General features: G+C 71.5%; 18 protein-coding genes. 8 read left to right on the plus strand and 10 right to left on the minus strand.

All coding sequences use genetic code 11. From position 1 onward, the window contains the following. Positions 1 to 541: 541 nt before the first annotated feature. Complete coding sequence (gene tyrS / locus ABZ795_RS28275; RefSeq protein ID WP_357532589.1) at positions 542 to 1,843, minus strand: tyrosine--tRNA ligase; 1,302 nt, start codon at positions 1,841 to 1,843, stop codon at positions 542 to 544. Between the two features lie 97 nt (positions 1,844 to 1,940). On the opposite strand from tyrS, the gene ABZ795_RS28280 reads away from it, so the two are divergent. The 4 genes from ABZ795_RS28280 (at position 1,941) to ABZ795_RS28295 (ending at position 4,345) form a co-directional block, all read left to right on the plus strand. Further along, on the plus strand, positions 1,941 to 2,333 hold the full coding sequence (locus tag ABZ795_RS28280) for a PaaI family thioesterase (protein ID WP_357532574.1): 393 nt from the start codon (positions 1,941 to 1,943) through the stop codon (positions 2,331 to 2,333). A gap of 113 nt (positions 2,334 to 2,446) precedes the next feature. Continuing rightward, positions 2,447 to 3,673: a divalent metal cation transporter gene (locus ABZ795_RS28285; RefSeq protein WP_357532575.1), complete on the plus strand. Its 1,227-nt coding sequence runs from the start codon at positions 2,447 to 2,449 to the stop codon at positions 3,671 to 3,673. Further along, positions 3,670 to 4,050: a hypothetical protein gene (locus tag ABZ795_RS28290; RefSeq protein ID WP_357532576.1), complete on the plus strand. Its 381-nt coding sequence runs from the start codon at positions 3,670 to 3,672 to the stop codon at positions 4,048 to 4,050. Before ABZ795_RS28285 ends, ABZ795_RS28290 begins: the two co-directional genes overlap by 4 nt. Beyond that, positions 4,037 to 4,345 (plus strand): PRC-barrel domain-containing protein, encoded by a 309-nt coding sequence (locus tag ABZ795_RS28295; RefSeq protein ID WP_357532577.1) that lies wholly within the window; start codon positions 4,037 to 4,039, stop codon positions 4,343 to 4,345. The genes ABZ795_RS28290 and ABZ795_RS28295 overlap by 14 nt, the downstream gene beginning before the upstream one ends. Here the strand turns inward: ABZ795_RS28295 and ABZ795_RS28300 are convergent. From ABZ795_RS28300 to ABZ795_RS28310, 3 genes are all read right to left on the minus strand, one after another. Continuing rightward, the gene (locus ABZ795_RS28300) at positions 4,293 to 5,711 is read right to left on the minus strand and encodes a hemolysin family protein (RefSeq protein WP_357532578.1); all 1,419 of its coding nucleotides are present in this window, start codon (positions 5,709 to 5,711) and stop codon (positions 4,293 to 4,295) included. The genes ABZ795_RS28295 and ABZ795_RS28300 overlap by 53 nt on opposite strands. A gap of 112 nt (positions 5,712 to 5,823) precedes the next feature. Then, positions 5,824 to 6,444, minus strand: coding sequence for a hypothetical protein (locus ABZ795_RS28305; protein ID WP_327026687.1), 621 nt, complete (start codon positions 6,442 to 6,444; stop codon positions 5,824 to 5,826). Positions 6,445 to 6,505: 61 nt separating this feature from the next. Beyond that, positions 6,506 to 6,985 (minus strand): GNAT family N-acetyltransferase, encoded by a 480-nt coding sequence (locus ABZ795_RS28310; protein WP_357532579.1) that lies wholly within the window; start codon positions 6,983 to 6,985, stop codon positions 6,506 to 6,508. A 160-nt stretch (positions 6,986 to 7,145) separates the two neighbouring features. Here ABZ795_RS28310 and ABZ795_RS28315 point away from each other — a divergent pair, with 160 nt between their 5' ends. Genes ABZ795_RS28315 through ABZ795_RS28325 form a run of 3 tightly spaced genes read left to right on the plus strand, consistent with a single transcriptional unit; the run spans position 7,146 to position 11,517 of the window. After that, the gene (locus tag ABZ795_RS28315; RefSeq protein WP_357532580.1) at positions 7,146 to 9,707 is read left to right on the plus strand and encodes a cation-transporting P-type ATPase; all 2,562 of its coding nucleotides are present in this window, start codon (positions 7,146 to 7,148) and stop codon (positions 9,705 to 9,707) included. Positions 9,708 to 9,758: 51 nt separating this feature from the next. Continuing rightward, positions 9,759 to 10,652: a universal stress protein gene (locus ABZ795_RS28320; RefSeq protein WP_357532581.1), complete on the plus strand. Its 894-nt coding sequence runs from the start codon at positions 9,759 to 9,761 to the stop codon at positions 10,650 to 10,652. 25 nt (positions 10,653 to 10,677) lie between these two features. Beyond that, positions 10,678 to 11,517, plus strand: a complete 840-nt coding sequence (locus tag ABZ795_RS28325) for a universal stress protein (protein ID WP_357532582.1) — start codon at positions 10,678 to 10,680, stop codon at positions 11,515 to 11,517. A 129-nt stretch (positions 11,518 to 11,646) separates the two neighbouring features. On the opposite strand, the gene ABZ795_RS28330 is transcribed toward ABZ795_RS28325, so the two are convergent. From ABZ795_RS28330 to ABZ795_RS28340, 3 genes are all read right to left on the minus strand, one after another. Continuing rightward, positions 11,647 to 12,270, minus strand: a complete 624-nt coding sequence (locus ABZ795_RS28330; RefSeq protein WP_357532583.1) for an FMN reductase — start codon at positions 12,268 to 12,270, stop codon at positions 11,647 to 11,649. Continuing rightward, a complete protein-coding gene (locus ABZ795_RS28335) occupies positions 12,267 to 13,367 on the minus strand; it encodes an LLM class flavin-dependent oxidoreductase (RefSeq protein WP_357532584.1) in 1,101 nt (366 codons plus the stop codon). The genes ABZ795_RS28330 and ABZ795_RS28335 overlap by 4 nt, the downstream gene beginning before the upstream one ends. A gap of 178 nt (positions 13,368 to 13,545) precedes the next feature. Then, positions 13,546 to 14,154 carry a DNA-3-methyladenine glycosylase gene (locus ABZ795_RS28340; RefSeq protein ID WP_357532585.1) on the minus strand — a complete coding sequence of 203 codons (609 nt, stop codon included), beginning with the start codon at positions 14,152 to 14,154 and terminating at the stop codon, positions 13,546 to 13,548. Between the two features lie 87 nt (positions 14,155 to 14,241). On the opposite strand from ABZ795_RS28340, the gene ABZ795_RS28345 reads away from it, so the two are divergent. After that, a complete protein-coding gene (locus ABZ795_RS28345; protein ID WP_357532586.1) occupies positions 14,242 to 14,988 on the plus strand; it encodes an aminoglycoside phosphotransferase family protein in 747 nt (248 codons plus the stop codon). Between the two features lie 180 nt (positions 14,989 to 15,168). Here ABZ795_RS28345 and ABZ795_RS28350 read toward each other — a convergent pair whose 3' ends face one another. From ABZ795_RS28350 to ABZ795_RS28360, 3 genes are all read right to left on the minus strand, one after another. Further along, positions 15,169 to 15,423: a hypothetical protein gene (locus ABZ795_RS28350; protein WP_357532587.1), complete on the minus strand. Its 255-nt coding sequence runs from the start codon at positions 15,421 to 15,423 to the stop codon at positions 15,169 to 15,171. After that, positions 15,420 to 16,643, minus strand: a complete 1,224-nt coding sequence (locus ABZ795_RS28355; protein WP_357532588.1) for a helix-turn-helix domain-containing protein — start codon at positions 16,641 to 16,643, stop codon at positions 15,420 to 15,422. Before ABZ795_RS28355 ends, ABZ795_RS28350 begins: the two co-directional genes overlap by 4 nt. Positions 16,644 to 16,837: 194 nt before the next feature. Next, positions 16,838 to 18,040 carry a helix-turn-helix transcriptional regulator gene (locus ABZ795_RS28360; protein WP_357532590.1) on the minus strand — a complete coding sequence of 401 codons (1,203 nt, stop codon included), beginning with the start codon at positions 18,038 to 18,040 and terminating at the stop codon, positions 16,838 to 16,840. Positions 18,041 to 18,126 lie beyond the last annotated feature (86 nt).

Below are 18,126 nucleotides of genomic sequence, written 5' to 3' on the forward strand. Positions count from 1 at the left end.
TGGCACTGGCTTATCAAACACCCTGTTGAGTTCTCAAAGAACAACCACACACCATCAGACAACCCACCAGGGCCACCATCCGGGGCTACCGTTCCACTCCCGCACCCGCCGCTCTCGCGCCGGGCACTTTTACTACGTTACCCGGTGGTTTTCGCCGTGTCAAATCGACTTGCGCCGCTTTGTCACGCTTCCACCCGTTCTCCGGGCACCCCAAGCTGATCGGCTTGCGCCGTTCGTATCGGGGTTTTCGGCAGGCCAGCCGCTGCGGTCTCCCGCTAGCGCGCCTGGGGCCCTGCCGGCGGCCAACCTTACCCGGTCGGTTCCGCCTCGCCAAATCCGCCTCGCGACGGGTTCGGGGCACCACCCGGCCCGGTCTCGAGGCGGTGGTGCCGCTCGTTCCCGGGGGTCGACCTGCGCTCCGGCCTTCGGGTCTTTCGACCCGTTTCGTCCGTTCCGCGCTGGCAGAGAGAAAGTTACGCGTCCGACGGATTGAACGTCAAATCCGCCGGACGCGTCGCGCGTCACACCCCCTGGCCGGGCCTCACCGGACCTCGCCGGGAACCTCCAGCTCCACCCCGGCGAAGGACCGCTTGCCCCGACGCAACACCAGGTACCGGCCGTGCAGCAGGTCCTCCGGCCCGACCACGGCGTCGACCTCGGTCACCCGGTTGTTGTTGACGTAGGCGCCACCCTCGGTGATCACCCGGCGGGCCTCCTTCATGCTGGGCACCAGGCCGGACTCCTTGAGCAGGACGGCCACCTCCGGCAACTCGTCCAGGCGTACCAGGCCGGCCTCGGTGAGGGCGGCGCGCAGGGTCGCCGGTGACAGTTCGGCCAGGGAACCACGACCGAACAGGGCCTGACTGGCGGCGACCACCTGGGCCATCTCCCGCTCGCCGTGCACCAGGGTGGTGAGTTCCTCGGCGAGAGCACGCTGGGCGGCACGGGAGGCTGGACGTTCCGCGGTCTCCTTCTCCAGCGCTTCGAGTTCCTCTCGGGAGCGGAAGCTGAAGTAGCGCAGGTAGCGCCCCACGTCGCGATCGTCGACGTTGATCCAGAACTGGTAGAACGCGTACGGGCTGGTCATCTCGGGGTCTAGCCAGATCGCGCCGCCCTCGGTCTTGCCGAACTTCGAGCCGTCGGACTTGGTGACCAGGGGGGTGGTGAAGCCCTGCACCGGACCAGCGCCGCGCCGCCGGACGTAGTCGACCCCGGCGGTGATGTTGCCCCACTGGTCGGAGCCGCCGAACTGGAGTTGGCAGCCGTACCGGCGGTGCAGTTCGAAGAAGTCGTTGGCCTGGAGCAGTTGGTAGCTGAACTCGGTGAAGCTGATGCCGCTCTCCAGCCGGGCCCGGACGACCTCGCGGGCCAACATCTTGTTGACCGGGAAGTGCTTGCCCACGTCCCGGAGGAACTCCACCACCGACATCTCGCCGGTCCACTCCAGGTTGTTGACCAGTTGGGCCGCGTTGTCGCCGGTGTACGACACGAAGGGTGCCAACTGGTCGCGGATGCGCTGCACCCAGCCGGCGACCACCTCGGGCGGGTTCAGGGTGCGCTCGGCGCTCTCCTTCGGGTCCCCGATCTGCCCGGTCGCGCCGCCGACCAGCAGCAACGGGCGATGTCCGGCCAGTTGCAGACGACGTGCCGTGGTCACCTGCATCAGGTGGCCGACATGCAGGCTGGGCGCGGTCGGGTCGAACCCCACATAGAAGACGGCCGCCGGGCCGTCGAGCAGTGCGCGCAGCTCGTCGGGGTCGGTGGAGTCCTGGATCAGGCCGCGCCACCGCAGGTCGTCTAGGAAGGAGTCCCGCCCGGCCGGCGGGAGGTTGCTGTCGGTCACGGTCACCGATTCTCCCCCATCAGCGCCTCCGGGCCCTACCGGGTTGTCAGGCCTGCGACCTCGGTAGGGTGACCCTGCCAAGATCGAGGAGGCCGCCATGGAGATGTCCCAGCTCTCTACCGGGTTCTTCGCCCTGCTCGGCTTGGAGTACGGCGAGGTCAGCGGGGACCGGGTGACGGTCCGTTGGCGGGTCCGCCCGGAGCTGCTCCAGCCGTACGGCATCCAGCATGGCGGGGTCTACTGCTCGGTGGTGGAGACGGCGGCCAGTGTGGGTGCCGGTCTCTGGTTGGGCGAGCGCGGCCGGGTGGTCGGGGTGTCCAACCAGACGGACTTCCTGCGGTCCGTCGGCGGCGGGGAGTTGACCGCGGTCGCCACTCCGGTGCACCGGGGGCGTACCCAGCAGTTGTGGCAGGTGGAGATCACCGACGCCAAGGATCGGCTGGTCGCCCGGGGACAGGTCCGCCTGCAGAACCTCTACCCCGACAGCTGAGCAGGTAGCTCCACACCGATGCCGTGACCGGGCGACAATGCCCGGTTTGCGGTAGTTAGCGGCAGTCTCGGCGATATCGTCGCCTCGATGACCGCGTCCGGGCCACCGCCGAGGTGAAGAAGCTGCTCGCGGCCACCCTCGGCATCCTCTCCGCGGTCGGTGGCTTCGTCGACATCGGTGACCTGGTGGCCGCCGGTCAGGCCGGGGCACGCTTCGGCATGTCGCACGCCTGGGTGCTGCTGCTCGGGGTGATCGCCATCTGCGCGTACGCCGAGATGGCCGGACGGATCGCGGCGGTGACCGGCCGGGCGGTGTTCGACCTGGTCCGGGAGCGGCTCGGGGCCCGGATGGCCCTGGTCAACCTGGTGGCCTCCTACCTGGTCACCGTGATCACCCTGGCCGCCGAGCTGGGCGGGGTGGCGTTGGCGTTGCAACTGGCCAGCGGGGTGCCGTACCTGCTCTGGGTGCCGGTCGCCGGGGCGGCGGTGTGGCTGGTGCTGTGGCGGGTGCGGTTCCCGGTGATGGAGCGGCTGTTCGGGCTGGCCGGGCTGACCCTGGTGGTCTTCGCGGTGGCGCTGTTCTGGTTGCCGACCGACTGGGCGGCCCTCGGGCGGGGGGCGGTGAGCATCGACGACGGCGGCCAGGGCTGGGGGGCGTACTGGTTCGTCGCGGTGGCGTTGTTCGCCTCCACGGTCAGCCCGTACGAGGTGTTCTTCTTCTCCTCCGGCGGGGTGGAGGAGCGGTGGAGTTCGGCGGACCTGGCCGATGCCCGGTTCAGTGTGCTCGTCGGTTTCCCGATCGGCGGGTTCCTCGCCCTGTCGTTGATCGCCACCGCCACGGTGGTGCTACGGCCCGCCGGACTGACGGTCTCCGACCTCGGCGAGGTGGCCCACCCGGTGGTGCTGGCCTTCGGCGGGGTGGGGCTGGCGATCGCGGCCCTGGCCTTCTTCGCGGTCACCTTCGGGGCCGCCCTGGAGACCGGGCTGTCGGCCGCGTACGCCGCCGCGCAGTACTTCGGCTGGCAGTGGGGTAAGCGGGTGAACCCGCGCGAGGCGGCCCGGTTCCACACCGTGCTGCTGGTCAGTGTGCTGCTGGGGGTGTTGCTGCTGCTCACCCGGATCGATCCGGTGACCCTGACCGAGTACATGTTGATCATCAGTGCGGTGGCCCTGCCGCTGACCTACCTGCCGATCCTGGTGGTGGCCAATGACCGCACCTACCTGGGCGACCGGGTCAACGGGCGGTGGCTCAACGCCCTGGGCGCGGTCCTGCTGCTGATCATCGTGGCTGCGGCGATCGCCGCCATCCCGGTGGCCGTCGGGACCAGAATGGGGCAGTGAGGATCCAGATCAGCCATGATCTGCTCGACCGCCAACTCGTCGACCTGGACGGCCGGCTGATCGGCAAGGTCGACGATGTGGAGTTCGCCCTGGATGCGCAGGGGACGCCGTACCTGCGGACCCTGCTGACCGGGCCGGGGGCACTCGGGTTGCGGGTCGGCGGCCGGATCGGCCGGATGCTGGTGCTGACCGCGGAACGGTTCGTCGCCGAGCCGCCGATGGTGCCGCTGCGCATCCCGTACGGGCTGGTGGCGGGTATCGACAGTGCGGTGCGGCTGCGGGTACGGGCCGAGGACCTGCCCACCTCCCCGGTGGAGCTGTGGCTGCGGCGCCACCTGATCGGCAAGATCCCCGGAGCCGGCCGTGCGGGCGGGTGAGCTGCTGGGCCGCACCGCGTACGACGAGCAGGGCCGACGGTTGGGTCGGGTGGTGGACCTGGTGGTGCGGGGTACCCCGGGCGGGCCGCTGCGGTTGACCGACCTGGTGGTGACCCGCCACTGGTACGGCCGGCTCAGCGGTCGGTTGATCGGCCCGCAACGGCACCCCTCCGGGCCCTGGGCGATCCGGGCGGCCGCCCGGCTGCTGAACCGCAGCACCGTGCAGGTGCCGGTGCACCGGCTCAGGTTCGATCCGCCGGTGCCAGGTCTTCCTGTGGATCCCGCGCCCCGCTGACCGCCTGCTGGTCAGCCTCCTCCTGTTCAAGCGCCTCCTGGTCAGCCGCCTGCTGGTCGGCTTCCTGCTGGTCGGTCGGCTCGGCGTCCGCTGCGGGTTCGGCGGGGCGGCACAGCCGTACCCCGGTGATGGCCCGGTCGTCGACCTGGGTGACCTCCAGGTGCCACCCGTCGACCGTGAGGTGTTCGCCGACGGTGGGGATCCGGCCCAGGCCGGCGAGGACCAGGCCGGCGACCGTGGTGTAGTCGCCCTCCGGTCGGGCGGGCAGTTCCACCCCGATGTCCGGCAGGTCGTGGATCGGGAAGGTGCCGGACAGCAGCAGGGCGCCGTCGTCGTCGGTGCGTACCTCGCGGATGTCCCGGTCGGTCTCGTCGTAGATCTCCCCGACGATCTCCTCCAGGACGTCCTCCAGGGTGACGATGCCCTCGACGGCACCCCGTTCGTCCACCACCAGCGCCATGTGCTGGCGTTCCGCCTTGAACTGACGCAGGGCGTCGACCACCGAGACGGAGTCCGGCAGCAGCATCGGTGGGCGTACGCACTCGTCGACCGGCTGGTCGTCGCGGACCCCGACCAGGTCCCGCAGGTGGATGACCCCGACGGTCTCGTCCAGGCCGCCGTGGCGGACCACCGGGGCCCGGGAGTGCCCGGAGGCGGCCAGCACCAGCCGGGCCGCCTCGGCGGTGGTGCCGCTGTCCAGGCAGAAGACCCGCAGCCGGGGCACCAGTACGGCGCGCAGCTTCCGGTCGGCGATCTCCACCGCCCCGGCGATGATGGTCTGCTGCTCCTTGGTGAAGCCGTGGTTGCCGGCGACGATGTCGCGTAGTTCGTCCGGGCTGATCTCGTCCCGCTCGGGTTTCGGGTTCAGCCCGACCAGCCGGACCACCAGGTCGCTGGTGGCGCCCAGCAGCCACACCGCCGGGCGGGTGAGGGCGGCGAGCAGGTCCAGGGGGCGGGCGACGAGCAGGGCCCAGCGCTCCGGGATCTGCATCGCGATCCGTTTCGGGGCGAGTTCCCCGAAGACCAGGGTGACGAAGGTCAGGGCCAGGGTGACCAGCACGATGGCCATCGGTTCGGCGGCTCGGCCGAACACCTGCAACAACGGCGTCAGGGGCCGGGCCAGCGACACCGCCGCCGCCGCCGAGGCCAGGAAGCCGGCCAGGGTGATGCCGATCTGGATGGTGGCCAGGAATCGGTTGGGGTCGCGGGCCAGCCGGGCCAGTACCTCTCCGGCGCGGCCGGTGCGGGCCAGCCGCTGGATCTGGCTGTCGCGCAGCGACACCAGAGCCAGCTCACTCCCGGCGAAGATCGCGTTGATGATGATCAGGACCGCGACCAGGGCCAGCTGACTCCAGTAGCTGTGCACGCCCGGTTCTCCCTCGTCGGACCGCGCCCGGTGGCGCCGCCGGTGGAAGTCCCACCGACGTAGCGGTGCCTATGCCCACTCGCCGCGATGGTGAATCATCCTCCGCGCCGGGTCACCCTTGCGGGAGATCCAGGGCGTACGACCGGCCGTGGGGGCGGAACCCGATGCGCTGGTAGTAGGGGGCCCGCATGCCCGGTGGGCTGAGCACCCGGCGGAATCCCCGGTCGGTGAAGAGGCTGCTGCGTCGGTAGACGAACTCCCCCGGGGTGAAGTCCCGGAAGGCCGGGGTGACGTAGTCCAGGTCCACCTGGGCCACCCCGTCTCCGGCGTCGTGGGCCAGCACCACCCCGACGACCTCGTCGGCGCGGACCACCAGGAAGGCCGACCGGCCGGGCATCGGCTCGGGGCGGAAGCCGGGGTTGAACCGGGCGATGTCGGCGGCGTGCACCCGCAGGGTGTGGGCCAGGAAGGCGTCGTCGGCGCCCACCTCGACCACCTGGTAGGTCTGCTCGTCGTGCCGGGTGGCCAGCAGCTTCCGCAGATACCAGATGTTGATCACCGACAGGACGACGTTGAGCCCCACCATGGGCCACACCTGCACGGCGGCGTTGTAGCCGATGAGCACCAGGCTGCCGATCAGGTTGACCGCCCGTAGCCGCAGGATGCGGGTCTGCACCAGGGACCAGACCAGCAGGGCGGAGCCGGTCCAGCCGACGAGTTCCAGCCAGTTCACCCCGCGAGGGTAGTGGCCGCCCAGGTCGACGCACCCTCCGGGCGGTGGCCCGGGACCGGGGTCAGGCCGGCAACTCCAGCAGGTACTCGTCGATCTCCTCGCCCCGGCCGGGGGCGTACGCCCGCTCGGTGGCCCGGACGACGAACCCGCAGCGACGCAGCACGGTCAGCGAGGCGATGTTGTCCGTCGCGGTCCGCGCGTACAGAGGGCGGCGGGTCACCTCGCGCAGCAGCGCGGCCAGGGCCCGGGTGGCGTACCCCCGGCCCCACCGGGTGGGGTCGATCCAGTAGCTGACCTCGGTGCGTCCCTCGGCGGGGAAGGCCAGCACATGCCCGACCACCGCGTCGTCGACCGTCACCGTCCAGGCCAGGTTCCGATGGTCGGTCAGGATGTGGACCCAGTGTGCGGCGAAGGCCCGGGGGTCGGCCGGGTCGGCGGCGCCGAAGGCGGCCATCCGGGCGGCCTCGGGGTCCAGTTGGTGGGCGTAGAACTCCGGCAGGTCGTCCTCGGCGACGGCACGCAGCCGTAAGTCGTCGCTCATCGCCGTTGACGATACGCCCTGAGCCCGGCAGGGCCTTTGGTCCCGAGCCGGGCGGGCCCTAGCCCCTGCCGGACAACAACAGTCACACGGGACGCTTGGACCACAAGGGCAGCCGTCGGGGCAGCGCGGTGACGAGAGGTACGTGGGCAGGGGTGCGACCGTGAGCACTGACACCGTCACCCGACCGGTGACCCCCGGCGGGCTCAGTTCCGCCGAGGCCGCGCAGCGGTTGCGCCGGGACGGGCCGAACAGCACCGAGGCGCCACCCCGCCGGCACCTGACCGTACGGGTCCTGCGGCAGTTGACCGACCCCCTGGTCGCCCTGCTGCTGGCCGCCGCCGTGGTCACCACCGTCCTGCGGGACTACCCGGACACCGCGGTGATCCTGCTCGTGGTCGCGGTCAACACGATCATCGGGGTGGTGCAGGAGGTACGCGCCGACCGGGCCATCGCCGCCCTGGACCAACTGGCCGCGCCGACCGCCCGGGTGCTGCGCGACGGCCGGGACCTGGTGCTGCCCGCCGCCGACCTGGTCCGGGGTGACCTGGTCCGGATCGAGGCCGGTGACGTGGTCCCGGCCGACCTGCTGCTGGAGGAGACCAGCCGGCTGCGGCTGGACGAGTCCGCCCTCACCGGCGAGTCGATGCCGGTGGCCCGGGACATCGGCGAGGAGGCCAGCGCCGGCACGGTGGTCACCGTGGGACGGGCCACCGGCACGGTGGTCCGCACCGGAGCGGCCAGCGCCCTGGGCCGGATCGCCAGTCTGGCGGCCACCACCCGACCGGGCCCCACTCCCCTGCAACGGCGGCTGTCGGCCCTGGGGCGGGTCCTGGGTCTGGTCGCCGTCCTGCTGTCCGGGCTGGTCTTCGCCCTCGGGGTACTCGGTGGGCGGCCGGTGGTGGAGATGGCCGTCACCGCGGTGAGCCTGGTGGTGGCGGCCGTCCCGGAGTCACTGCCTGCGGTGGTCACCCTGGCCCTGGCGCTCGGTGCCCGGCGGATGGCCACCGCCCGGGCCATCCCCCGTCGGCTGCACGCCGTGGAGAGCCTCGGTTCGGTCACCGTGATCGCCTCGGACAAGACCGGCACCCTCACCGAGGGGCGGATGGCCGTGCAGCAGGCCCGTACCGCCGATGGAGGCCGCTTCGAGGTCACCGGCACCGGCTACGCCCCGCACGGGGTGATCCAGCGGGACGGGGAGCGGGTGGCGGTCACCGACGAGTTGCGCCGGCTGGCCCGGGCCGGGCTGCTGTGCAACGACGCGACGCTGGCCGCACCGGATGAGCAGCGACCGGACTGGGGTGCGGTCGGTGACCCGTTGGAGGCGGCCCTGGTGACCTTCGCGGCCCGCTGCGGCCTGGAACCGCAGACCACCCGCCGGGCCTGGCCCCGGGTCGCCGAGCACCCCTTCGACCAGGAGCTGCGCCGGATGACCACGGTGCACCGGTCCTGCGACAACCGGTACCTGGTGGTGTGCAAGGGGGCGCCGGAGAGTGTGCTGGCCGCGCCGCTGGTCGACGCCGACGCCGAGGAACTGGCCGAGCTGGCCGCCGCAGCGGCCGAGTTGGCGGGGGCGGGGCTGCGGGTGCTCGCCCTGGCGGCGGCGCTGGTGGACACCCCGCCGACCGATCCCGCCCACCCGGTCGGGCTTCAGGTGGTCGGACTGGTCGGGGTCGGTGACCCGCTGCGGGCCGGGGCGCCGGAGATCGCGGGCAGCTTCACCGAGGCCGGGGTGCGGCTGGTGCTGATCACCGGGGACCATCCGGCGACCGCGGCGGCCATCGCCGGGCAGCTCGGCGTCTGGGACCCCGGGGACCCGGTGGTACGCGGGGACGACGGTGATCCGGCCGAGGCGGACCCGGCGGCGCGGGTGTTCGCCCGTACCCGCCCGGAGCAGAAGCTCGACATCGTCGCCGCGATGCAGGCCCGAGGGCATGTGGTGGCGATGACCGGCGACGGGGTCAACGACGCACCCGCCCTGCGCCGCGCCGACATCGGGGTGGCCATGGGCGGCGGCACCGAGGTGGCTCGGCAGGCCGCCGACCTGGTGCTGGTCGACGACGACCTGTCGACCGTGGCGACCGCGATCGGCGAGGGACGGCGGATCTACGACAACATCCGGCGGTTCCTGCGCTACGCCCTCTCCGGTGGGGTGGCCGAGATCGTGGTGATGCTGCTGGGTCCGCTGTTCGGGTTGGCCGTACCGCTGCTGCCGGCGCAGATCCTCTGGATCAACCTGCTCACCCACGGGCTGCCGGGGGTGGCCCTGGGCGCCGAGCCGGCGGAACCGGGCACCCTGGGTCGGGCACCCCGCTCACCGCAGGAATCGGTGCTCGGGGCGGGGCTGGGCCGACACATCCTGGTCGCTGGAGCGTTGATCTCGGCAGTGACCCTCGGGGCGGGCGTACTCGCCGCACACTGGGAACGGCCCTGGCAGTCGGTCGTCTTCGTGGTACTGGGTCTGGCCCAGCTCGGGGTCGCCCTGGCGGTCCGCGCGCCACGGCCACCCGGCGCACGGCGGGGCAACCCGGCCCTGCCGCTGGCCGTGGCGGTCTCCGCGCTGCTGCAGGTCGCCGGGGTGCTGGTGGCACCGCTGCGGGACCTGCTGGGCACCCGACCGCTGGGGGCCGTGGACCTGCTCGCCTGCGCGGTGGTGAGCGTGCTGCCCGGTCTGCTGCTCCGGCTGACGATGATGACTCGTCGGGGTCGGGGTCGGGGTCGGTGACGGTGACCTGGCGCGATGGGTCAGGCTGATAGTGATCCGAAGGAGGACTCGATGAACAGCAAGACCGCCCCCGTCGTGGTGGGTGTGGACGGTTCCGAGATGGCCCTGCACGCGGTACGCGCCGCCGCCCGGGAGGCCGCGTACCGGCAGCTGCCGCTGCGGGTCGTACACGCCTTCATCTGGCCGTTGATGCGGGTGCCGTTGGGTCCCGCGCCGGGAGCGCCGGCCGACGCCGGCCTGCGTAACCAGGCCGAGCAGTTCGTGACCGAGGCGGTGGCCGAGGCTACGAAGATCGCCCCGGAGGTCTCCGTCACCGGCGCGGTGGTGCACGGGGCGGCACCGGCGGTCATGCTGGCCGAGTCCGAGGACGCCGCCCTGCTGGTGCTCGGCAGCCGGGGCCTGGGTGGTTTCGCCGGGCTGCTGCTCGGCTCGGTGGCCGTGCAGCTCAGTGCCCGGGCCACCTGCCCGGTGCTGGTGGTCCGGGGTGAGCAGCGCGCCGACGGGCCGGTGGTCGTCGGGGTCGACGGCTCCCCCGCCTCCGACGAGGCGGTCGGGTTCGCGTTCGAGGAGGCCGCCCGACGCGACACCGAACTGGTGGCCGTGCACTCCTGGCTCTACCCGACGCCGGCCGGTCCGGGCGACATCCTGCCGCTGGTCTACGACCTGGACGCCTTCCAGAAGCAGGAGGAGCAGGTCCTGGCCGAGGCCGTGGCGCGCTGGTCGCCGCGGTTCCCGAAGGTGCCGGTGCGGCAGTCGCTGGTGCGTGGCTCCCCCGCCCGGGCGCTGGTGGAGCAGTCCCGTGGGGCCCAACTGGTGGTCGTCGGGGCGCGGGGACGCGGGGCCCTGGCCGGGTTGCTGCTGGGCTCGGTCAGTCACGCGGTGCTGCACCACGCGGACGCACCCGTGGTGGTCATCCGCGAGCCGCGTACCGTCGAAGGATCCTGATGAGGCGACGACCTCTGGAGGCATCATGAACCGACCTGTCGTAGTGGGGGTGGACGGCTCCCCACCGAGCCTGGTCGCCGCCGAGCACGCGGCCCAGGAGGCGGTGTGGCGGTCCCGTCCGCTGCACCTGGTGCACGGCTACCTGCACCCACTCGGCTACGGGGTGCCGATCAACCCCTACGAGGTGGGTCTGCCGGCGCCCTCGGAGGACGGGCGGAAGATGCTCGAACAGACCGCCACCGAACTGGTCGACCGGTGGCCCTCGCTGACCGTAGAGGTGCGGCAGGTCGCCGGTGGGCCCGGTGCCACCCTGGTCGAGGAGTCCCGTCGGGCCGAACTGGTAGTGGTGGGCAGTCGGGGTCTGGGCGGCTTCGCCGGCCTGCTGCTCGGCTCGGTCGGCACCCAGGTGGCCGCGCACGGGCACTGCCCGGTGCTGGTGGTCCGGCCACCGGACCGGCCGCTGCCGACCGACGGGCCGGTGGTCGTCGGGATCGACGGCTCCGAGTCGGCCGAACTCGCCGTCGGGCACGGCGCCGAGGAGGCGGTCCGACGCGGGGGCACCCTGGTGTTGATGCACATCAGCGGGGAGCGGGACATCGACGGGGAACACCTGCTGGCCACCGCCGCGGCGGCCACCCGAGGCAGTCACCCCGGGCTGACCGTAGAGGAACGGATGATCACCGGCCGGAAGCCCGACGAGGCGCTCATCGAGGCCTCCGAGCAGGCCGCGCTGGTGGTGGTCGGGTCCCGAGGTCGGGGCGGCTTCGCCGGCCTGCTGCTCGGCTCGGTCAGCCAGGCGTTGGTGCACCACGCCCGCTGCCCGGTGCTCGTCGCCCACCCGCACGCCGCCGACCACGTGGTCTGACCCGCCCGGACCAGACCGTTGATCATGAGTTTGGCGGCACCCTCGAGATCGACTACTGCCGTCAACCTCATGATCAACGGGCCCGGGTTGCCCGGCCGGTGTGCGGGGGGGGGGGGTGGGGGGCGCCGGTCAGGGGTGGTCGGGTCGGAGCAGTTGCGCGAAGTCGGTCGTCAGGGCGAAGGGGTCGGCCGGGCCGGCGGAGGGGGCGCTGCGGTGCACCTGCCCGGCCAACTCGGCGGCGGCCCGCTCGATCCGGGTCCGCAGGGCGCCCTGCGCCGTACCGCCGGACCAGTCCTCCGGGGCCGCGAAGACGGCGGTCGGCAGCACCACCGCCCGCAGGTAGGTGAACATCGGCCGGATCGCGTGTTCCAGGGCCAGCGAGTGCCGGGCGGTGCCGCCGGTCGCGGCGACCAGGACCGGCCGACCCCCCAGGGCCTCGGCGTCGACCAGGTCGAAGAAGGACTTGAACAGCCCGCTGTACGAGGCGTTGAAGATCGGGGTCACCGCGATCAGCCCGTCCGCGCCGGTGACCTGCTCCAGCACCTGCCGCAGCGGCTCCGAGGGGAAGCCGGTGAGCAGGTGGTTGACGATGTCGTGGGCGTATTCCCGCAGCTCGACCGGGTGCAGGGTGACCTGTTCGCCGTACCCGGCCAGGGCGTCGCGGGTGGCGGCGGCGAGCTGGTCGGCCAGCAGCCGGGTGGAGGAGGGCTGACTGAGCCCGGCGGAGACCACGGCGATGGTACGCACGCTCACCGGCCGGCCTCCGTCCCAGCGCTCTTGTCGGCGGCGGCGCGCAGCGAGGCGTGGGTGGGTGCCACCGGCACGTGCGCCGGACGCAAGGACTCGAACTCCTTACGCAGCACCGGTACGACCTCCTCCCCGAGCAGGTCGAGCTGCTCCAGCACGGTCTTCAGCGGCAGACCGGCGTGGTCGATCAGGAACAGTTGCCGCTGGTAGTCGCCGACGTAGTCACGAAAGCCGAGGGTCCGGTCGATGACCTGTTGCGGGCTGCCCACGGTCAGCGGGGTCTGTGCGGTGAACTCCTCCAGCGACGGACCGTGCCCGTACACCGGGGCGTTGTCGAAGTAGGGGCGGAACTCGCGTACCGCGTCCTGGGAGTTACGCCGCATGAACACCTGGCCGCCGAGGCCGACGATGGCCTGGTCGGCGCTGCCGTGGCCGTAGTGCTCGAAGCGCTGCCGGTACAGCCCCACCATACGGCGGGTGTGCTCGGCCGGCCAGAAGATGTGGTTGGCGAAGAAGCCGTCCCCGTAGTACGCGGCCTGCTCGGCGATTTCCGGGCTGCGGATGGAGCCGTGCCAGACGAACGGCGGCACCCCGTCGAGGGGACGGGGGGTCGAGGTGAAGGACTGCAAGGGGGTACGGAACCTGCCCTTCCAGTCGACCACGTCCTCCCGCCAGAGCCGGCGCAGCAGGTCGTAGTTCTCGATGGCCAGGGGTATGCCGTTGCGGATGTCCTGCCCGAACCAGGGGTACACCGGGCCGGTGTTGCCGCGACCCATCATCAGGTCCACCCGGCCGTCGGCCAGGTGCTGCAACATCGCGTAGTCCTCGGCGATCTTCACCGGGTCGTTCGTGGTGATCAGGGTGGTCGCGGTGGACAGCAGCAGCCGTTCGGTGCGGGCGGCGATGTAGCCCAGCATGGTGGTGGGCGAGGAGGGCACGAACGGCGGGTTGTGGTGCTCGCCGGTGGCGAAGACGTCGAGACCGACCTCCTCGGCCTTGAGGGCGATGGCGACCATCGCCTTGATGCGCTCACGCTCGGTCGGCTCCCGCCCGTTGGTCGGGTCGACGGTGACGTCACCGACGGTGAAGACTCCGAACTGCATGATGCGCTCCTCGTGTCGTCCGACCGGGACAGGTGTCCCCGGTGCCCCCGACAACATATTTGACTAGTCAACTATTCCGCGACCCGGGTTCCCCTGATGTCCCCCGTCACGGCACCTCCACTCCCACCCGCGTGTTGGACGCACATGGCAAACCTCGGCTCGTAACCCTTGAGCAGCGTCAGCTTCGTCGGCGTCGGGGGACGTGGCGGCGGTAGGGGCTGACGGTCGGGTCGCCGGTGATCCAGAATCGCCAGGGCACCTCGTGGGCGGCGGCCACCCCGACGCGCGGGCCGGCAGAGACAGCCGACGGGGCGACCGGTCGGGTCGGCGGGATCAGCAGCAGCGGCCCGGTGCCGTCGAGCATCGACGTGCCGTTCGCCGCCGCCGTGATGCCGAGCGCCATCACCAGGCGGGCAGGCCCACGGGCCAGATCCCGGTCGGGCACCTCACCGCGCCGCTTGCGGGCCAGATCCAGGCCGTCGACCACCTCGCCCGCGCGCAGCAGCACCGCCGCCGCCTCCCCCTGGGCGCCGCAGACCAGATTCAGACACCAGTGCATGCCGAAGACGAAGTACGTGTAGGCGTACCCGGCCGGACCGAACATGACCTCCGTCCGGGGGGTCGGGCCACGATGGGCGTGTGAGGCCGGGTCCTCGCCGGTGCCCGCGTACGCCTCGACCTCGGTCAGCCTGACCCGGACGCCGTTGGCCGCCACCTCCCAGCCGAGCAGCGACCGCGCGGTCTGCGCGATCTCGGCGGCGGGCGCGGTCAGCCAAGGGTGGTCCACCCGTACAGGAAACCCGGTCCCACCTGTTCGTGGCCAGTTGGGATTACCGGTGGCGGCCAGTTGGCGGGGAGGTATCAGCCCGCGACAATGGCCGGTGTGGAGGAGGTCACGGTCGTCGTCGCTCATAACGAGCGGGCGACCCTGCGCGTCGGCGACGTGTTCCTGAAGGTCGACAGCGATCAGACGCGTATCGATGTCGAGGTCGAGGCGATGCGGCTGGCGCCCGTTCCGACCCCCGAGGTCCTGTGGCGCAAGCCGCCCGTCCTCGCGATCGCGGCCGTCCCCGGCCAGGCACTCGGCCGCCTCGGTGAGCCGTCGCCCGCGTCACCTGCGGCGTGGGCCGCGGCGGGCGCTGCGATCCGGAAGCTGCACGACGCGCCGCCGCCGCGGTGGGCCGGCAAGAAGCTCGTCGGCCTGGACGCGGAACTCGAACGCGAATGCGCCTGGCTCGTCGACAACGGCGTCCTGCCGACCGATCTGGTCGACCGCAACCGCGAGATAGCCCAGGCCGCGATTCGGCCCTGGACGCCGGTGTTCATGCACGGCGACCTGCAGATCACCCACATCTTCACCGACGGCGACGAGGTCACCGGCGTGATCGACTGGTCCGAGGCGGCGCCCGGCGATCCGTTGTTCGACCTGGCCGTCCTGACCCTCGGGCACGAGGAACGTCTCGACGATCTCCTCGCCGGTTACGGCACCGACGTCGACCGGGACGTGATCCGCGCCTGGTGGTCGCTGCGCAGCCTGCTGGCGTCCCGCTGGCTGATCGAACACGGCTTCGACCCGTCCGTGCCCGGCTGCGAGTTCGACGTACTGAGATCGCGGATGTAAGCCCTCGTCACCGATCGCTGCGAAGTCTTCGTACGCCACGAGCCTGTTCTGCTGGTCAGTCACGACGCCGACGACGGGATCTGGCAGTTGATCGGAGCCACCGACGCGACAGGCAGCACCGGCAGACTCGGGCACCTGCACCATGCCGTCGACGAGGACCCCAGCCTGATAGACGTCCTCTCAACGCGACGACGGCTCCCACGTCGGACCAGCCGACTCATCCGGCCGGGCAACGGAACCCGCACCCCGATGGTGCCAGCGCAGTTGCGTGATCGTGGCCAGGACTTCGCGTGCGGCGGCGGCCACCTCGCAGCCCGCGGTACGGCAGACCGGGCAGATGCCGTCGGGTGCCGGGTGATGCTCGCGCAGGGTCCGGCGGGCGGTGAGGGCCAGCCGGTTGAGGATCTGGGCCAGGGACAGCAATGGTGCCGTCATGTCGGCGACACTCCGACAGCGGTGGCCAACCGGATGACCGTCGCCGGGGCGTACGGGCTCCGGGCCACCTGGGCGAGCACCTCGCGGGCGCAGGGGCGGTGCCGTACCTCGGCCGGGGCGGTGCCGTCGGCTTCCAGCAGCAGCCGGGCGGCATCGACCGGTTCGGCGGCCTGGAGGTGGGCCCGGGCGGCGTCGATCAGGTGGGCGGCGCGGTGCTCGGCGGGCAGCCACCGCCAACCGGCGGCCCGGATGGTCCGCTCGTGCCAGGCCACGGCCCCACCCACGTCACCCAACTGGGTCGCCGCCAGCGTCCGGGCCGCCGCGACCGCGGTGGATCCGAACCCCGTACGGTGATGATCGTGGCCCTCGCCCACCCGGGCGGCCAGTTCGGCGGCCTCCTCCAGCAGGCCGGCGGTGGCTCCTTCGTCGCCGTGCCGGGCCGCCGCCAGAGCGGCCTGCACGAGCAGGGTGCCACACAACGACAGGTGCGCCGGTGGACCGCCGTCGAGATCCGGCGGAGCGATGCGGTACGCGGCGGCCCGCAGCACCGCCAACGCCGACCGGGCCCGGCCGGTGGCCCGTAATACCTGCCCCAGTTGCACCCCCGCCGCCGCCACCAGCACCGCCTCGCCCGTGGCGACCGCCATCGCCCGATCGGCGGCGAGCCAGGCCAACTCCCCCTCACCGAGCTTCACCAGCAGGGCGGCGGTCACCCGGTACGCCTCCACCAGCGGCTCCCGCCCCGGCACCGGATCGCGGGCGTAGGCGCGCTGCACGTCCACCAGCAGTCGCGGCAACACTTCGATCAACTGCGGGTACCTGGCGTGCTGGTAGGTGGTCCAGGCGTGCTCGACCGTACGGGCCAGTTGCCCGGTCGGCGGCACCTTGAGGGCAGGCAGCCGCCCCACGGCCATCTCGTAGGTCGACAACGCCGCCCGGATCCGTTCCACGCCGTCCACCCTTGCCCGCACCTCGCGGTGGCGGGTGTCGGGGCCGAGCAGTACCGACTGATCGATGCGCAGCACGGCGGCGATGTCGGCGAGGGTGGACACCTTGTCCAGCGACCGGGCACCCCGTTCCACCTTGTCCACCCAGCTCTTGGACTTGCCCAGCCGATCGGCGAACACCTGCTGCGACATCCGCCGCCGAGCCCTCCAGTACGCCACCCGCCGCCCGATCGGCACCCCCGCACCCACAACGCCACCGCCGATCCGAGTCATCCATTGCTCCCTTCGCCATCGGAAACAGCGGAATGTTCGCCTCGTTCAATGCCGGAGAGGGCACGATCCCGCCGCGTGCGGTGGGTAGGAAGGCAGGCAGGACAGGCCGAAACGCCCCAATGCCACCGCACAATTACGCTAAGCAGCGCATTCTTGCGGCAGGGGTACGTGGTGTACCCGGTGACGGGGTGTACCTACAGGTCTGCGACGCCGATCCGCCGTGCGAGATCGACTGCCTCGGCGCGAACCGATGCCGGAGCTTCCCGGCACAATCGGCTGACCATGTCCTGCGCGATCGGCGAGTACCGGACCGTCTCCGGCGATGTCGCCTCGGCCCGTGCCAAAAGATGCAGGGTAGCCTCCCTCGCACCCTCCAGTTCGGCCGAACGTGCAAGCTCCACGAAATGGCGGCCCCGACGCTCCGTCGACGGAATCGACGCCGGGTCCAGGGCGTGAGCACGACGCTGCGCTTCGTCAGGGTCACCCAATTCAACGGCGCACATGACGGCATATACAGCGACCAGGGGCCGAGACACCCTTGTCCGCAAACCTACGTAACCGTCAGGCAAGGCCCTGTCGACGACTGCCCGTGCGGCATCCCAGTCCGACCACGCACCTTGGTCACCCATCCGGGCACGAGTCAGCGCCGCATTCAAGTGGAGATCGGCCAGCATCTCAGCCCACTCCGGCCCGCCGTCCGCTACCCGAGGTTCGATCAGCCCGCACGCATCCCGAAGCCGTTCCAACGCCTCGTCACCACGACCGACGGAGCGCAGCAAATGCACGGCGTACCAGCTTGCTTGGGCAATGGCGAGGGGATCATCCGCATCCAGCGCGGCGGTCATTCCTCGATCGACAGTGAGCCAGACCAACTCCCGGTCGCCGTGCCACGCCAGGTAAGCCTGCGCGAGGTGGTGCGCCTGCGCGAGCAGGGCGAGACTAGCCCGCCGTTCTTCGCCAGAGTGCAGTCGGGCCGCGCGCTGGGTGGCACTCAACAGGCCGGGCAGCAACTCGCCGGCGGCCGTCCGCTGATGCCGAGACGTATGCCAGGTCTGCCAGGCCGAATCAACTGCACCACGCAGGTAATCGATGCTCTCTGGCTCACCGTCGACAGAGATGTGCCATGCGGTCAATGCCCGGCGGACTTCGTGAACGGCCGGGTGGCTGACCCGAGCATCGAGGGACAACGCGACGGACGGGCCGAACAGATCACCGAGATCGCGGACCCCGAGGTGAGGTGCCATCTGCTGCGCGGTCCGCAAGGTCAGAGACCGACGACCATTCTCGATGAACTTCACCGTCGTCGGCGACAACCCGCTCAAGCCCGCGAGGCGCTCACGGGAAAGCCCGGCGGCCCGACGAAGCCGCTCGACACGCTGCCCCGGGGTCAGGGCTATTGCAAAGTAGAGTTACTGCTGGTCACGGTCGGTTTTCCGGTGGTCACGGCGCTGATGAGGTCGTGGGGTCGGTGGTTGGCTTCTCG

It is taken from the genome of Micromonospora sp. NPDC047134 (assembly GCF_040643455.1).
In the GTDB taxonomy this organism is placed as follows: Bacteria; Actinomycetota; Actinomycetes; order Mycobacteriales; family Micromonosporaceae; genus Micromonospora.

What these genes read in the sequence shown, in the direction of transcription:
- ABZ795_RS28280 (WP_357532574.1), top strand. Translation starts at nt 1,941, where the DNA reads ATGGAGATGTCCCAGCTCTCTACCGGGTTCTTCGCCCTGCTCGGCTTG.
- ABZ795_RS28310 (WP_357532579.1), bottom strand. Translation starts at nt 6,985, where the DNA reads ATGAGCGACGACTTACGGCTGCGTGCCGTCGCCGAGGACGACCTGCCG.
- ABZ795_RS28320 (WP_357532581.1), top strand. Translation starts at nt 9,759, where the DNA reads ATGAACAGCAAGACCGCCCCCGTCGTGGTGGGTGTGGACGGTTCCGAG.
- ABZ795_RS28325 (WP_357532582.1), top strand. Translation starts at nt 10,678, where the DNA reads ATGAACCGACCTGTCGTAGTGGGGGTGGACGGCTCCCCACCGAGCCTG.
- ABZ795_RS28335 (WP_357532584.1), bottom strand. Translation starts at nt 13,367, where the DNA reads ATGCAGTTCGGAGTCTTCACCGTCGGTGACGTCACCGTCGACCCGACC.
- ABZ795_RS28345 (WP_357532586.1), top strand. Translation starts at nt 14,242, where the DNA reads ATGGCCGGTGTGGAGGAGGTCACGGTCGTCGTCGCTCATAACGAGCGG.
- ABZ795_RS28350 (WP_357532587.1), bottom strand. Translation starts at nt 15,423, where the DNA reads ATGACGGCACCATTGCTGTCCCTGGCCCAGATCCTCAACCGGCTGGCC.
- ABZ795_RS28355 (WP_357532588.1), bottom strand. Translation starts at nt 16,643, where the DNA reads ATGACTCGGATCGGCGGTGGCGTTGTGGGTGCGGGGGTGCCGATCGGG.